The following is a 13330-nucleotide window of genomic DNA, read 5'->3' as shown; positions in this document are numbered from 1 at the left end:
ATAGATATAGGTCAGCTTTTATGCACTTTACCCTGCGTCAGCTTGAAGTCTTTGTCGCCGTGGCTCAGCACGAAAGCGTCTCGCACGCGGCGAAGGCGTTGTCGCTGTCGCAATCCGCCACCAGCACCGCACTCGCCGAGCTGGAGCGTCAATTTGACTGCCTGTTGCTGGATCGATTGGGCAAGCGCTTAAAGCTCAATGCGTTGGGGTTTCAGCTGCTGCCCAAGGCGGTGGCGCTTCTCGACCGCGCCGAGGAGGTCGAGGAGCTGTTGCGCGGCCAGCAAGGGGTAGGCACGCTCGACGTGGGCGCCACGCTGACCATCGGCAACTACCTGGCGACGCTTTTGATCAGCGACTTTATGCAGCGCCACCCCGGTAGCCGGGCGCGCTTGGCGGTGCGCAATACCCGCCACATTATCGAGGGGGTACGCCAACACACGCTGGACGTTGGCCTGATCGAGGGGCAGTGCGACGACGAGCGGATTATCAGCCAGCCGTGGGTGGAAGATGAGCTCTGCGTGTTCTGCTCGCCGCGCCATCCGCTGGCCGGACGCGAGCACCTAGAGCTCGACGAGCTCTTGCGTGAAGATTGGATCATGCGCGAGGAGGGCTCCGGGACGCGCTTGACCCTGGAACAGGCCGCCCGCCATCGGCGCGGGCGGTTTAATACGCTGCTGGAGCTTGAGCACACCGAGGGCATTAAGCGCGCGGTGGAGTCGGGATTGGGGATTGGCTGTATTTCCCGGCTCGCCCTGCGCGACGCCTTCCGGCGCGGAAGCCTAGTGCCGCTCCCCACGCCGGAGCTCGATTTAAAGCGCCAGTTCACCTTTATCTGGCACCGGCACAAGTACCTCACCACCGGGGTGCGCGAGTTCTTGCGCCTGTGCCGCGAGATGTCGGCAGGCGCGACGCGCAGCGACGAGATCGCGCTGCCGCCGGTGCCCTAGTCTTAGCGCGGCGCGTTAAGCGCCGGTGTTGCCGAAGGTGCCGATGAGAGCTTGAAGCGGCTAATCACAGCGGTTAAGTGGTCAGCCTGCTCGCGCAGCTGTTCGGCGGCGGTGGTGGACTCCTCGACCATGGCGGCGTTCTCTTGGGTCATGCGGTCCAGATCCGCTACCGCGACGTTGACCTGGCCGATACCGTCGCTCTGCTCGCCGGCGGCGGAGGTGATCTCCTTAAGCACGTCGGTCACGCGGGTGATGTGGCTGACAATCTCGTCCATGGTCGAGCCTGCGTTTTGCACCAGCTGTGTGCCGTTTTCCACCTTGCCCTGCGAGGTTTCGACCAGGGTTTGGATCTCGTTGGCGGCGTCGCTTGAACGGCTGGCCAGTTTACGCACTTCTTCCGCGACCACGGCAAAGCCGCGCCCATGCTCGCCGGCCCGCGCGGCTTCCACCGAGGCGTTAAGGGCGAGAAGGTTGGTCTGGAACGCGATGCCGTTCATCAGCGTGACGATATCGCCGATTTTGCTCGAGGAGTCGGCGATCTCCTCCATGGTGGCGATGACCTGAGACACGGCTTGGCCACCGCGCTCGGCGACGTTAGAGGCGTCCTGCGAGAGCTTGTTCGCCTCGCGTGCAGAAGTGGCGGTGTGCTCGACGGTGCTGGTGATCTCCTCCATCGACGCCGAGGTTTGCTGCAGGCTTGACGCCGTATTGTCGGTGCGTCGGGAGAGATCCTGGCCACCGTGGGCAATCTCGGTGGCGGCGCTATTCACCGCTTCGCTGCTTTGGCGCACATCGATCAGCACGTCATCCATACGGCCGACAAAGCGATTAAACGCGGCAGCGATTTGCGTCACCTCGTCGTTGCCCTCTTCGGGGAGGCGTTGGGTAAGGTCGCCCTCGCCCGAGGCGATGTTGTTCATTGCATCGCGCGCGGAGAACAGGCGCCGTAGCAGAAGCTTGAGCAGCAGACTCAATACAACCGCCGTTAACGCAGCCACAATCACCAGGGTAATGGTGGAGGTGGTGGCAATGGCGCGCAGGCCCGCGGTGGCTTCTTGCTCATCGAGCGCCACGATCAACTGCCAGCCGCTATCACCGCCCACGCTGCCGCCGAGCAAACGTTTATCGCTGCCTTGAAGCGTCAGCGGCGTGGGTTGGTTGGCGCGGGCAATCGCGCTCAGTTTTTCCGGCGTCAAGGTGTCGCTGATCGCGGTGGCGGGTTTCAAGGTGAGATCAGCGTCCGGGTGGGCCACCAGTGTGCCGTCAGCGGTGGTCAAAAAGGCGAAGCTTGAATCCGTCGGGGCAATATCCGCGACGATGTTGATCACCTCGGTAATGGTGATATCGGCGCCGATTACCGCGACGAGTTCGTTATTGGCGTAATAGGGGCGCGCGAAGGTCACGACGAGATCACCGGTCTGGGCATCCACGTACGGCGCGGTCAGGATGGTATCTCGCTCGGCGACGGCGGCTTGGTACCAGGGACGCTCGCGGGGGTCGAAGTCGCTGGGTGGCTGCCAGTCATTGAAGAAAGTCGTCTCGCCGGTGGTGGGGTCGGCAAGATACGTCGCCATAAAATCGCCGGAAGTAGTGAGCTGGCGGAGTGCGGCGCGTGGGTCGTCGCTCTTAGCCGCTTCATCCATGCTTTCGAGCATGGAGTGGCGGGCATCAAACCACTCGTTAAGCGCTTGGGTATTGCCTTTTACGACCGCGTTTAGGTTACGTGTGATCTGTTCGTCGTTGTGGCTTTTGACCGTCCAGTAGCTGGCGATACCGTTCGCGCAAAGGGCGAAAATAACCGCAGCTAAACCGGCCAACAGCAGGCGGGCTCTTAGGGATGCAAACATGGTGGCTCTCGGGGATCAGGAGATTGAATAACGCCGCGCGGGTGCCACGCGGCGTTAACGTCAACCTATCTGTATCGGCAGAGCCACCCCGTTCTTTAATGGCTCTTTACAGTGACTCCTGCTTTTCAGGGCGAGCGTTGCCCTGGGCGGTGCGATGAAACGCTTAGCGCAGGTCGCTCACGGCTTCCTGAATATCCGACAGGGTCGCCTTGGTGAGGTCTTTTGAGAGCGTGTGGATAATCAGCTTCTGCGTGGACGCGTCGAGCTTTTCTCGTAGTAGCCCCAGGAATTTGGGTGGCGCGACAACAATCAGCTTGCTGACCTGGTTTTCCGTGCGGGCGGTGTAAAGGCGCTGCGCGATTTGCTTGGCGAACAGCTCGTTTTCATGCTGCGAGGCGGTGCCCTCTTCACCCGCCGAGGAGCGTGCCGTGGTGGACATCGACTCGTGGACATCGCCGCCGCGACGGTCGGTGACGAGATCACCCTCATGCAGGCGCCCTTCGGCGTGGACTAAGCTCTCCTTCTCTTCCAGCGTCAGCGCATCACGGGTAAAAAGGCGCGCGCGTGCGGCATCGGCTACCACGATATAGGTTGTCATAGTTACGCATCCTCCTTGTTATCGATGGCGTTTACCTTGTGTCCTTTCACCATGGCAAGCGTTTGCGATTTGGTCAAACGCTAGACGAATAGCGCTAATGCAGATTAATTTTAGTGTGCTAGGCTCATGACTTCGACAGTGCTAAGACGTGTGTGACAATGCCCGCTCCTTTTACCCCCGATGCACCGCGCTTGCTCAATGCCCTCGCCAGTGGCAGCGATGCGCTCCTGCAGCGGCGTTTTTGGAGTAACGGGGTCAACCAGCTACTGCAAGCGCTGGGTGAGGCCTCGGGTGTCAGCCGTGTCTGGATTTTTCAACTGCTGGAGCAAGCCCCCGACGGCTTACTGCAGGATTACGTCTTTGAATGGGCGGCAACGCCCCGCTATCGCCAATTGACGCAAAAGCGCTTTCGTTTTTTTACCATGGCGATCGACGATCCTGAGTACGCCAACATGGTGGCGCGCCGCCAGCGCGGTGAGCCTCATACCTGCATTGTGGCGCAAATGCCGCAGGGCACGCTACGTGAGAACCTTGAGAGCCAGGGTATTCGCTCCATGGTCACGGTGCCGATCATGGTCAACGGCCAATGGTGGGGCACGCTCGGGTTTGATGACTGCGAGCGCGAAGTGGCCTGGGAAGGGTCGGGGCTTCACGCGTTGACCATTGCCGCTGAGCTGATCGCCTCGGCGATCTATCGCCACCAGCTCAATAGCCGCAAGCGCCAAGTCGAGCTTTTGCAGCGCGTGGCGGCTTGCGGTATCTGGGAGATCGACCCGGTGACCTATGCCACCTGGTGCTCCGAGGCGCTGCTCGCCACCTTGGGCTATCCGCAGGATTACGCCCGCTTGCCACTGCGGCGCTTGTTGGCTCACATCGTGGCGGAGGATCGCGGCTTGCTATGGGCGCTGCTGCGCCGCTGCTCTGGCGCTTGCGACACCAGCTGCCGTTTGGATGTGCGCCTCATCGACCAACAGGGCGAAACCCGTTGGCACGAACTGGTCATCGAAGCCGACTACGATGCCTGCGGGCGATTGGCCCGCATCGCCGGCTTGGCGATCGACATTTCCCAGCGCAAACAGGGCGAGGTACAGGCGCAGGCGGCGGCCGAGTTCGACGAACTCACCGGCGCGCGCAATCGCCGTGGTATGGTGCGCTATATGCGCGAATTGCGACAAAGCCAAACGAATCAGCCTCGCCATTATCAGAGCGCCTATTTACTGTTGCTGGACATTGATCATTTCAAAAGCATCAATGATCGCTACGGGCATCCCGCCGGCGATGCGCTGCTCAAAATCCTGGTAAAGCGCCTGAGCGCCGAGCTGCGTCCTGAGGACTGCTTGGTGCGCTTGGGCGGCGAAGAGTTCGCCATACTGGCTGATGCTCCTAACCACGCCAAAGCGCTACAACTTGCTGAGCGTCTGCGCCGCTGTATTGCCCATCATCCTTTCGCGCTTGAGGCGCTGCCCGGTATCGGTGGTACGTCCCATGCCGAGCAAGTCAATGTACCGATGACCATCAGTCTGGGCGTGGCCACGCTGCATTTCTCAGGCAGCCTTAGCCACTGCCAGTCGATGGCCATCGCCCAGGCGGACCAAGCCCTCTATCTCGCCAAAGAGAGCGGGCGTGATCGCGTGGTGGCCTACTGGCAAGCCTGCGTTAGTGTCCCAGAATCTGACTGAGAAAGAGCTGCGTGCGCTCCGACTGCGGATCGTTAAAGAACGGCTCGGGGGTGTTCTCCTCGATGATCTGCCCCTGGTCCATAAAAATTACCCGGTCCGCCACGGTTTTGGCAAAGCCCATTTCGTGGGTCACGCAGAGCATGGTCATGCCCTCGTTGGCGAGTTCCACCATGACATCCAGTACCTCCTTGATCATCTCGGGGTCGAGCGCTGAGGTGGGCTCGTCGAACAGCATGACATCGGGGTGCATGCACAGCGAACGGGCAATCGCCACGCGCTGCTGCTGCCCACCCGAGAGTTGCCCGGGGTACTTTTTCGCTTGCTCGGCGATCTGTACCCGCTCTAGGTAGCGCATCGCCTGCTCTTCCGCTTCGCGGCGGGGCTTTTTTTGCACCCACATCGGCGCGATGCAGCAGTTCTCCAGCACGCTCAGGTGGGGAAAGAGATTGAAGTGCTGAAACACCATCCCCACGCTGCGGCGAATCTGCTCGATGCGCTTCACGTCTTGGGTCAGCGCCACCCCGCCGACGGTGATGTCGCCTTGCTGGTGCTCTTCGAGGTGATTGATGCAGCGAATCATCGTCGATTTGCCCGAGCCCGAAGGGCCGCAGATAACGATGCGTTCGCCACGCTTGACTTCTAAATTGATGTCGCGCAACACGTGAAAGTCACCGTACCACTTGTTCACGCCGCGCATCTCGACCATCAGGTCATCGGTTTGGGTTGCTGCTTGTGCCATGTTGAAATCCTATCTAAGTCTTGACCAACGACGTCGTCAATAAAGCGGCGTTAGCGCTTATGGCCGGTGTGAAGTTTACGTTCGAGGTACTGGCTGTAGCGCGACATGCTGAAACAGAAAATCCAGAACATGAACGCGGCGAACACATAGCCTTCCAGCGAGAAGCCCAGCCAGCGCGAATCCGACAGCGCCGCCTGGACAATGCCCAGCAGGTCGAAAAGGCCGATGATCATGACCAGCGTGGTGTCTTTAAACAGCGAAATAAACGTATTCACGATGCCGGGAATCATCATCTTCAGCGCCTGCGGGAGCACGATCAGCCCCATGCGCTTCCAGTAGGTCATCCCCAGCGCCGCGGCCGCTTCCTCCTGCCCCTTGGGAATCGCCTGCAAGCCCCCGCGGATGACTTCCGCCATATAGGCGCTCTGGAACAGCGTAATGCCGATCAGCGCCCGCACCAGGCGATCAACGGTGAGCTCGGAGGGCAGAAACAGCGGCAGCATGACCGAGGCCATAAACAGCACGGTAATCAGCGGTACGCCGCGCCAAAACTCGATAAACACCACCGAAAAGCTTTTGACGATCGGCATGCTTGAGCGTCGCCCCAGCGCCAGGACAATGCCAATCGGCAGGGCGGCGACCATGCCGACCGTGGCCAGCAGCAAGGTAAGCATCAGCCCGCCCCAGCGGCCGGTGGGCACCCGGGGAAGGTCGAAATAGCCGCCGTGGAGCAGCACGTAGGCGATGACCGGAAATGCCACCAAGGCAAACAGCGCCACCCAGCGTTTCAGCGGTAGCCGGGGGATGGCGAGCCAAGCGATCAGGGCAAAGAAGCCTGCGAACACAATATTGGCGCGCCACGTCTCTTCGCTTGGGTAGAGGCCGTAAATAAACTGGCTAAAGCGCGCGTTGACAAATACCCAGCAGGCGCCCTCGCGGGAGCAGTCGTCGCGCGAGGTGCCGATCCAGTCGGCGTTGATAAACGCCCACTGTACCGTCGGCACCACCAATAGGTAGAGCAAGTAGAGGCCGGCCAAGGTGAAAAGCGTGTTCACCGGGCCGCTAAACAAGTTGGCGCGTAGCCAGGCAAGCGGGCCAATGGCGCTTTTGGGCGCTGGCCGCTCGGAGATAAGGGTTTGATTGTGAATCATGGGGGAATCCTCACCGGGCCTAACGTTCGACCAGCGCCACGCGGGCGTTGAACCAGTTCATGAACATCGACACCAACAGGCTGATCGACAGATAGACCGCCATGGTCATGGCGATGACCTCAATGGCTTGGCCAGTCTGATTGAGCGTGGTGCCGGCGAAGACCGAGACAAGATCGGGGTAGCCGATGGCGGTGGCCAGCGACGAGTTTTTGATCAGGTTCAGGTACTGGCTGGTCAGCGGTGGAATAATCACCCGCAGCGCTTGGGGAATTACCACCAGGCGGAGAATCAAGTTGCGCGGCAGGCTAAGCGCCTGCGCCGCTTCGGTCTGACCATGGGAGATCGCCTGAATGCCCGAGCGGACGATTTCCGCGATAAAGGAGGCGGTATAAATCGACAGCGCCAGCCACAGGGCGAGAAACTCAGGAATAACGGTAATCCCGCCGCTGAAGTTAAAGCCGCCAAGCGTCGGCACATCCCAGGTGACCGGTACCCCGGTGGCGATGAGCACCAAAAGCGGCAGGCCGAAGATCAGCGCCAGCGATATCCAAATGGCGGGCAAGCGCTTGCCGGTGGCCTCATGACGGCGTTTGTTCCATACCACGAGCGCGATACTGACCACGATCGCGATGACAAAGGTAGCCGGGATCAAGCCAAAACCCGACTCAAACAGCGGTTCCGGCAGGTAGAGCCCGCGCACGTTAAGAAAGATCACCTCGCCAAGTGAGAGGCTGTCGCGCGCGCTCGGCAGTGCTCGCAGCACGGCGAAGTACCAGAAAAAAATCTGCAGCAGCAGCGGGATATTACGAAACGTTTCGATGTAGGCGTTGGCCAAGCGGGCCAAGAGCCAGTTCGGCGACAGGCGCGCGATACCCACGGTAAAACCGATAACGGTCGCCGCGAGAACACCCAGTCCGCCGACCAGCAAGGTATTAAGCAGCCCGACGATAAAGGTGGTGCCGTAAGTGCTCTGGGAGGAGTAGTCGATCAGACTCTGCACAATGCCAAAGCCGGCAGTATTACTCAGGAAACCAAACCCGGTGGTAATGCCGCGCTCGGACAAGTTTTCCTGCGTATTACCGATGATATAGAGCATGAAAGCGGCGATGGCCGCGACCAAAAGGAGCTGAAAAATCAGCGCACGTTTGGCTCGGTCTCGCCAAAACGGCGGCTTTTGGCCGGCCGGGCGAGAGGAAGGGGGTGCTGACATGAGGTGCGTCTCCGCGAATCGCTAAGTCAATCAGATGGCCCGCCTCTCCCCATGGAGAACGGCGGGCCGGTGTTACACGAGACGCTTAGCGAATCGGCGGTGCATACATGATGCCGCCATCGGTCCACAGTGCGTTGACGCCGCGCTCGATCTCAAGCGGAGAGCCCATGCCCACATTGCGCTCAAACACTTCGCCGTAGTTGCCCACTTGGCTGATGATGTTGTACGCCCAGTCGGCATCAAGCCCCATGCCCTCGCCGTAGTTGCCGTCCTGGCCGAGAATACGGGCAATATTGGGGTCTTCCGAAGCGGTCATTTCGTCCACGTTGTCGCTGGTGATGCCGTACTCTTCGGCGTTGATCATGGCGAACAGCGACCACTTGACGATATTGAACCACTCATCGTCGCCCTGGCGCACCGACGGCCCCAGCGGCTCTTTCGAGATGATGTCTTTCAGGATGACCGATGCGGTCGGGTCGTTAAGCTGGATGCGCAGCGCGGCAAGCTGTGAGGTATCCGAGGTGAGCACGTCGCAACGGCCCGCCTGGTAGCCGCCGACCGTCTGCTCGGAGGTGTCGAAAACGATGGGATCGAACTGCATGTCGTTGGCACGGAAGTAGTCGGCCACGTTCAGCTCGGTGGTGGTGCCGGACTGAATGCAGATCGCCGCGCCGTCAAGCTCGCTGGCGCTGGAGATGCCCAGGTCGCGGCTGACCATGAAGCCCTGGCCGTCGTAGAAACTCACGCCGGTGAAGTTAACCCCCAGCGTCGTGTCGCGGGTGGTGGTCCAGGTGGTGTTACGCGAGAGCACATCCACCTCGCCGGATTGCAGCGCGGTGAAGCGCTCAACGGCGTTAAGCGACACATAGTTCACCGCATCCGCGTCGCCGAATACGGCGGCGGCCACCGCACGGCAGACGTCAACGTCGAGCCCTTGCCAATTACCCGCGTCATCCGGCGCCGAGAAACCCGGCAAACCGTCGCTGACCCCGCACTGCACGGCACCCCGTTCGCGCGTGTCTTCCAGCGTGGTGGCATGGGCGCCGGTGACGCTAGCTAGGGTGAGGGCGCCGGCGGAGGCGGCGAGAACCAGGTGTTTCTTATTGAGCATGGGAGTTCCCCTTGAAAATCGTCATCCTTTCGGAATTCAGTCGTTGTGCATGCCGTGGCATGACACTAAAACCTAGCAAGGATGATGCCATCGGGGGTATGCCGCGAAATTCAGCGCTTTTCAACGCAAGACCAACGAAGGTCGAGGTGAGGGCAGTGCATAAAACGCAACGAAGCGGTGTAAAAAGTGCAAGGGAGTGGCGTTTGCGCACGTTTTTGGTGCCGTTGAAGTGGGCACCAAAAACGTGGATTGAGAAGGGAAGCGCAGGCTTAATCGAGGGCTTTTTGCATAAAGGGCGGGAGCGTCAGCGCACCGCGGTGGGCGTCTACGGTGTAGTAAGAGAGCGGCATCGCGTGATTGGACGCAGCCTCCTCGCGGAACTGATTCACGTCACACGCTTTGCCGGCAAGCGTCACGCTCCACCAGCCCGAGGGGTACACCGGCTGCGGGAAAGGCAGCGTGGCGACGCTGTCAAAGCCCGCTTCGCGCATATCGCGGCGCAGCTCGCGGATGATCGTGGCGCTATGGTAGAGCGGCGATTCGCTCTGCTGCACCATGACCCCGCCGGGAGCGAGAATACGGTGGCAGCGCTTGAGAAAGTCGGTCTTGAACAGCCCTTCCGCTGGGCCAACCGGGTCGGTGGAGTCGATAATCAGCACATCGATACTGCCGTCGTCGGCTTCGTCCACCCACTTCACGCCATCGGCGAATAAAAGCTCTGCGCGCGGGTCGTCGTTGGCCTCCACCAGCGCCGGGAAGAAGCGCTCCGCCGCTTTGGTGACTTCCTCGTCGATATCGATCTGGGTGACGTGTTCAACCCCCGGGTGGCGCAGCACCTCTTTGAGCGTGCCGCAGTCGCCGCCGCCGATAATCACCACGCGCTTGGGCGCTTCGTGGGTGAAAAGTGCCGGGTGCGCAATCATCTCATGATAGAGAAAGTTGTCGCGATCGGTGAGCATCACGCAGCCATCGAGCACCATCAGGTTGCCAAAGGTCTCGGTGGCGTAGACTTCAAGGTGTTGATAGGGGCTCTGAACGTCGAGCAGCTTTTCGCGCACTTTGAGCGAAAAGGCGCTGCCGTGGCGGTCAAACACTTCGGTGAACCAGGCCTCTTCAGGCATCAGGCGGCTATCTTGTGGGCTCATTGAGTAGCAATCTCCTGGTGATACTGGGGGCTGAGTTCGTGCAGCGCGTCCATAAAGGCGGTGACGTGATCGGGATCGGTGAATTGGCTAATGCCGTGGCCCAGGTTGAACACATGGCCGGGGCCGGGGCCGTAGCTCTCCAGAATCCGCGCGACTTCGGCGCGAATCGCGGCAGGCCGGGCAAACAGCACGTTGGGATCAAGATTGCCCTGCAGCGCCACTTTGTGACCCACACGGCCGCGCGCGTCGGAAAGCTCGGTTGACCAGTCGATCCCCAGGGCATCGGCACCGGCGCAGGCGATATGCTCAAGCCACTGACCGCCGTTTTTGGTGAACAGAATCACCGGCACGCGGCGCCCGTCGTGCTCGCGAATAAGCCCGGAGACGATCTGTTCCATGTAGCGCAGCGAAAACTCCAGATACGCCGGAGTGGAGAGCGCGCCGCCCCAGGTGTCGAAAATCTGCACCGCTTGGGCGCCGGCGCGAATCTGGGCGTTCAAGTAGTCGGTCACGGCGTGGGCGAGCTTATCGAGCAGCTGGTGCATGGCATCCGGCGTGTCGTAGAGCATGGTTTTGACGTGGCGGAAGTCCTTGCTTGAACTGCCTTCCACCATGTAGGTTGCCAGCGTCCAGGGGCTACCCGAGAAGCCGATCAGCGGTACGCGTCCGTTCAGCTCACGGCGAATGGTCGAAACCGCGTTCATCACGTAGTCCAGGTCGCGCTCGGCGTCGGGGACTTTCAGCGCCTCGACCTCTTCCGGAGTGCGCACGGTTTTTTTGAATTTCGGCCCCTCGCCGGTGACGAAATAGAGACCCAAATCCATCGCATCGGGGATGGTGAGGATGTCGGAAAACAGAATCGCGGCGTCCAGCGGGTAGCGCTCAAGCGGCTGCAGGGTGACTTCGCAGGCCAGGTCCTGGTTGCGGCACAGGTCCATAAAGCTGCCCGCGTCGGCGCGCGAGGCGCGGTATTCCGGCAGGTAGCGCCCGGCCTGGCGCATCATCCACGCTATTGAAGCTTCAGGCGGTGGGCTTGCGTGGCGCGCGGCATCTAATGACCTCTGAGCTTTCGGGGGGGATGGCGCGGTATTCCGGCAGGTAGCGCCCGGCCTGGCGCATCATCCACACCGGCGTGCGGTCGACGGGCTGGCGCGCCAGCGCGCGGAGAAAACGGTCGTTGTGTAACGCTTGAGACGTCGGTACTTGAGACATAGCAGGGCTCTTGAAGTCGTGTGGCCTAGAAACGTGTGTCCTAGAAGAGAGAAACGCAAATAAACAGTGGCATCGATTATAGGGCAGCAGGGCGGCCGGATGATACGCCAAGCGCTCAGCGGATTCGCGCCACCCAAGACGGTAATCGCCGGCGGTTCCTGCTAAAATGGGCGACCATTTCGTTAACACGCTTTTCATCTGCGGGTGTGCTGATCACCGAGGTAACCTGTGACGATTCGCTTTATTGCCGCTTCCCGGCTGCCCACCCCCTGGGCGACATTTACCATGCACGGCTTCGAAGACGAGGCGACGGGCAAAGACCATATCGCCCTGACCCTCGGCGACGTGACCGGCGAAATTCCGGTACTCGGGCGTGTCCACTCGGAGTGTTTAACCGGTGATGCGCTGTTCTCCATGCGCTGCGACTGCGGCTATCAGCTGCAAGAGGCGCTCAAGCGCATTGCGGCCGAAGGGCGGGGCGTGCTGCTTTACCTACGCCAAGAGGGGCGCGGCATCGGGCTTTTAAACAAAATCCGCGCCTACCATTTGCAAGACCAGGGCGCCGACACGGTGGAAGCCAACGAGCGGCTGGGCTTTGGCGCCGATATGCGCCGCTATGACTTATGCGTGCCGATGCTGGATCACCTAGGCATTACCGCGCTCAAGCTGATGACCAACAACCCGCGCAAGGTGGAGGCCTTGACCCGCGATGGCGTCAACGTGGTCGAGCGTTTGCCCATCACCACCGGCTTGAACCCGCACAACGAGCAGTATCTCACCACCAAGGCGGGCAAGCTGGGCCATATGATGGCGCTGGGGGATTTCACCCAGGCCAGCGACGTGGATATCGAGCGCAAGGAGTAGCGGCCCGAGGTGTGGCGCCGCCTCATCCTAGGCGGCGCGTGCCCGCTCCCGCGCTTTGCAGATGCGCTCGTAGGCGTTGCCGATTTCGCTGGTACGCGCTTGGGCCACCTCACGCATGCTATCGGGTAGGCCTTTGCCGGCGAGTTTATCCGGGTGGTTCTGGCTCATCAGACGGCGGTAGGCCTTTTTAATCTCGGCGTCACTGGCGTCCTCCGCGACCCCCAACACCTGGTAGGCGTCTTTCAGCGCTTCCTGGCTTTCGCCCTGGGAGCTGGCCGCCGCGCCGTGCAGCATGGCTTCGATTTGCTGTACCTCGGCTTCGCTGGAGCCCACGCCACGAGCGACACGCAGCATCATGTCGTGCTCGCTATCGTGTAGCACGCCGTCGGCGGCGATCGCCGATAGCTGCACCTGCAAAAACACCTGCCGCATCACCGGCTGATGACGCGTGAGGCGATTGACGCTGGCAAGCTCGGCGTCGAGGTCGAAGTCGTCGGCGCGGCCGCGCTCAAACGCCGCGCGAGCCCTCTTGCGCTGCTCGCCCTGCAGGCGCATCTGGTCGAAGATCTTTTCGGCAGCGCCGAGTTCGCCATCGGTGACGTTGCCATCGGCTTGGCACAAACAGCCCATCACCGCGAAGATTGACTCCAGGTAACCCTCTTGCAGCCGCTGACGCACGCCATTCAGACGACGGCGCAGGCCGCGCCCCAGCCACCAACCCAGGCCACCGCCCACCACGAGGCCAATAGGGCCGCCCACGGCAAGGCCGATCAGCGCAAACACAATAATCAGCAATAGCATGGCTCTCTCCAAGACGCCGTTTGATA

At 61.0% G+C, this 13330-nt stretch carries 12 protein-coding genes and 1 pseudogene; 3 read left to right on the top strand and 10 right to left on the bottom strand.

Annotated features, from left to right (window positions below):
• Positions 1–20: 20 nt before the first annotated feature.
• A complete protein-coding gene (locus BQ9846_RS07140) occupies positions 21–947 on the top strand; it encodes a LysR family transcriptional regulator (protein WP_075880243.1) in 927 nt (308 codons plus the stop codon).
• Positions 948–949: 2 nt separating this feature from the next.
• On the opposite strand, the gene BQ9846_RS07135 is transcribed toward BQ9846_RS07140, so the two are convergent.
• Together BQ9846_RS07135 and BQ9846_RS07130 are read right to left on the bottom strand one after the other, a co-directional pair.
• Entirely contained in the window at positions 950–2794 is a 1845-nt protein-coding gene (locus BQ9846_RS07135) for a methyl-accepting chemotaxis protein (RefSeq protein WP_075880241.1), read from the bottom strand.
• A gap of 163 nt (positions 2795–2957) precedes the next feature.
• Positions 2958–3392: a host attachment protein gene (locus BQ9846_RS07130; RefSeq protein ID WP_075880239.1), complete on the bottom strand. Its 435-nt coding sequence runs from the start codon at positions 3390–3392 to the stop codon at positions 2958–2960.
• A 158-nt stretch (positions 3393–3550) separates the two neighbouring features.
• Here BQ9846_RS07130 and BQ9846_RS07125 point away from each other — a divergent pair, with 158 nt between their 5' ends.
• On the top strand, positions 3551–5071 hold the full coding sequence (locus BQ9846_RS07125) for a sensor domain-containing diguanylate cyclase (RefSeq protein WP_075880237.1): 1521 nt from the start codon (positions 3551–3553) through the stop codon (positions 5069–5071).
• Here BQ9846_RS07125 and BQ9846_RS07120 read toward each other — a convergent pair.
• The 7 genes and pseudogenes from BQ9846_RS07120 to BQ9846_RS16830 all read right to left on the bottom strand — a co-directional run.
• On the bottom strand, positions 5049–5777 hold the full coding sequence (locus BQ9846_RS07120) for an amino acid ABC transporter ATP-binding protein (RefSeq protein ID WP_075881686.1): 729 nt from the start codon (positions 5775–5777) through the stop codon (positions 5049–5051). The genes BQ9846_RS07125 and BQ9846_RS07120 overlap by 23 nt on opposite strands.
• Before the next feature lie 83 nt (positions 5778–5860).
• Positions 5861–6961, bottom strand: coding sequence for an amino acid ABC transporter permease (locus BQ9846_RS07115; RefSeq protein WP_075880235.1), 1101 nt, complete (start codon positions 6959–6961; stop codon positions 5861–5863).
• 19 nt (positions 6962–6980) lie between these two features.
• Positions 6981–8171 (bottom strand): amino acid ABC transporter permease, encoded by a 1191-nt coding sequence (locus BQ9846_RS07110; RefSeq protein WP_075880233.1) that lies wholly within the window; start codon positions 8169–8171, stop codon positions 6981–6983.
• Between the two features lie 85 nt (positions 8172–8256).
• Positions 8257–9282 (bottom strand): amino acid ABC transporter substrate-binding protein, encoded by a 1026-nt coding sequence (locus BQ9846_RS07105; protein WP_075880230.1) that lies wholly within the window; start codon positions 9280–9282, stop codon positions 8257–8259.
• Positions 9283–9551: 269 nt separating this feature from the next.
• The gene (speE, locus tag BQ9846_RS07100) at positions 9552–10427 is read right to left on the bottom strand and encodes a polyamine aminopropyltransferase (RefSeq protein ID WP_235818938.1); all 876 of its coding nucleotides are present in this window, start codon (positions 10425–10427) and stop codon (positions 9552–9554) included.
• Positions 10424–11431, bottom strand: a complete 1008-nt coding sequence (gene hemE, locus BQ9846_RS07095) for a uroporphyrinogen decarboxylase (RefSeq protein WP_235818937.1) — start codon at positions 11429–11431, stop codon at positions 10424–10426. Before hemE ends, speE begins: the two co-directional genes overlap by 4 nt.
• A 115-nt stretch (positions 11432–11546) precedes the next feature.
• Positions 11547–11639, bottom strand: a pseudogene (locus BQ9846_RS16830) (hypothetical protein); the annotation flags it as partial.
• A 228-nt stretch (positions 11640–11867) separates the two neighbouring features.
• Between BQ9846_RS16830 and ribA the strand changes: the two are divergent.
• Positions 11868–12503, top strand: coding sequence for a GTP cyclohydrolase II (gene ribA / locus BQ9846_RS07090; protein ID WP_075880229.1), 636 nt, complete (start codon positions 11868–11870; stop codon positions 12501–12503).
• 27 nt (positions 12504–12530) lie between these two features.
• On the opposite strand, the gene djlA is transcribed toward ribA, so the two are convergent.
• Positions 12531–13304, bottom strand: coding sequence for a co-chaperone DjlA (djlA, locus tag BQ9846_RS07085; protein WP_075880227.1), 774 nt, complete (start codon positions 13302–13304; stop codon positions 12531–12533).
• Between the last annotated feature and the right edge of the window lie 26 nt (positions 13305–13330).

The organism is Vreelandella massiliensis (assembly GCF_900155385.1).
GTDB lineage: Bacteria > Pseudomonadota > Gammaproteobacteria > Pseudomonadales > Halomonadaceae > Vreelandella > Vreelandella massiliensis.
The sequence above is the reverse complement of the archived record's forward strand: the minus strand, read 5'-3'. Positions and strand labels throughout refer to the sequence as shown.

Excerpts from the sequence above, each read along its gene's own strand:
- BQ9846_RS07140 (WP_075880243.1), top strand. The coding sequence starts at position 21 with ATGCACTTTACCCTGCGTCAGCTTGAAGTCTTTGTCGCCGTGGCTCAG.
- BQ9846_RS07135 (WP_075880241.1), bottom strand. The coding sequence starts at position 2,794 with ATGTTTGCATCCCTAAGAGCCCGCCTGCTGTTGGCCGGTTTAGCTGCG.
- BQ9846_RS07130 (WP_075880239.1), bottom strand. The coding sequence starts at position 3,392 with ATGACAACCTATATCGTGGTAGCCGATGCCGCACGCGCGCGCCTTTTT.
- BQ9846_RS07125 (WP_075880237.1), top strand. The coding sequence starts at position 3,551 with ATGCCCGCTCCTTTTACCCCCGATGCACCGCGCTTGCTCAATGCCCTC.
- BQ9846_RS07120 (WP_075881686.1), bottom strand. The coding sequence starts at position 5,777 with ATGGTCGAGATGCGCGGCGTGAACAAGTGGTACGGTGACTTTCACGTG.
- BQ9846_RS07115 (WP_075880235.1), bottom strand. The coding sequence starts at position 6,961 with ATGATTCACAATCAAACCCTTATCTCCGAGCGGCCAGCGCCCAAAAGC.
- BQ9846_RS07110 (WP_075880233.1), bottom strand. The coding sequence starts at position 8,171 with ATGTCAGCACCCCCTTCCTCTCGCCCGGCCGGCCAAAAGCCGCCGTTT.
- BQ9846_RS07105 (WP_075880230.1), bottom strand. The coding sequence starts at position 9,282 with ATGCTCAATAAGAAACACCTGGTTCTCGCCGCCTCCGCCGGCGCCCTC.
- speE (WP_235818938.1), bottom strand. The coding sequence starts at position 10,427 with ATGAGCCCACAAGATAGCCGCCTGATGCCTGAAGAGGCCTGGTTCACC.
- hemE (WP_235818937.1), bottom strand. The coding sequence starts at position 11,431 with ATGATGCGCCAGGCCGGGCGCTACCTGCCGGAATACCGCGCCTCGCGC.
- djlA (WP_075880227.1), bottom strand. The coding sequence starts at position 13,304 with ATGCTATTGCTGATTATTGTGTTTGCGCTGATCGGCCTTGCCGTGGGC.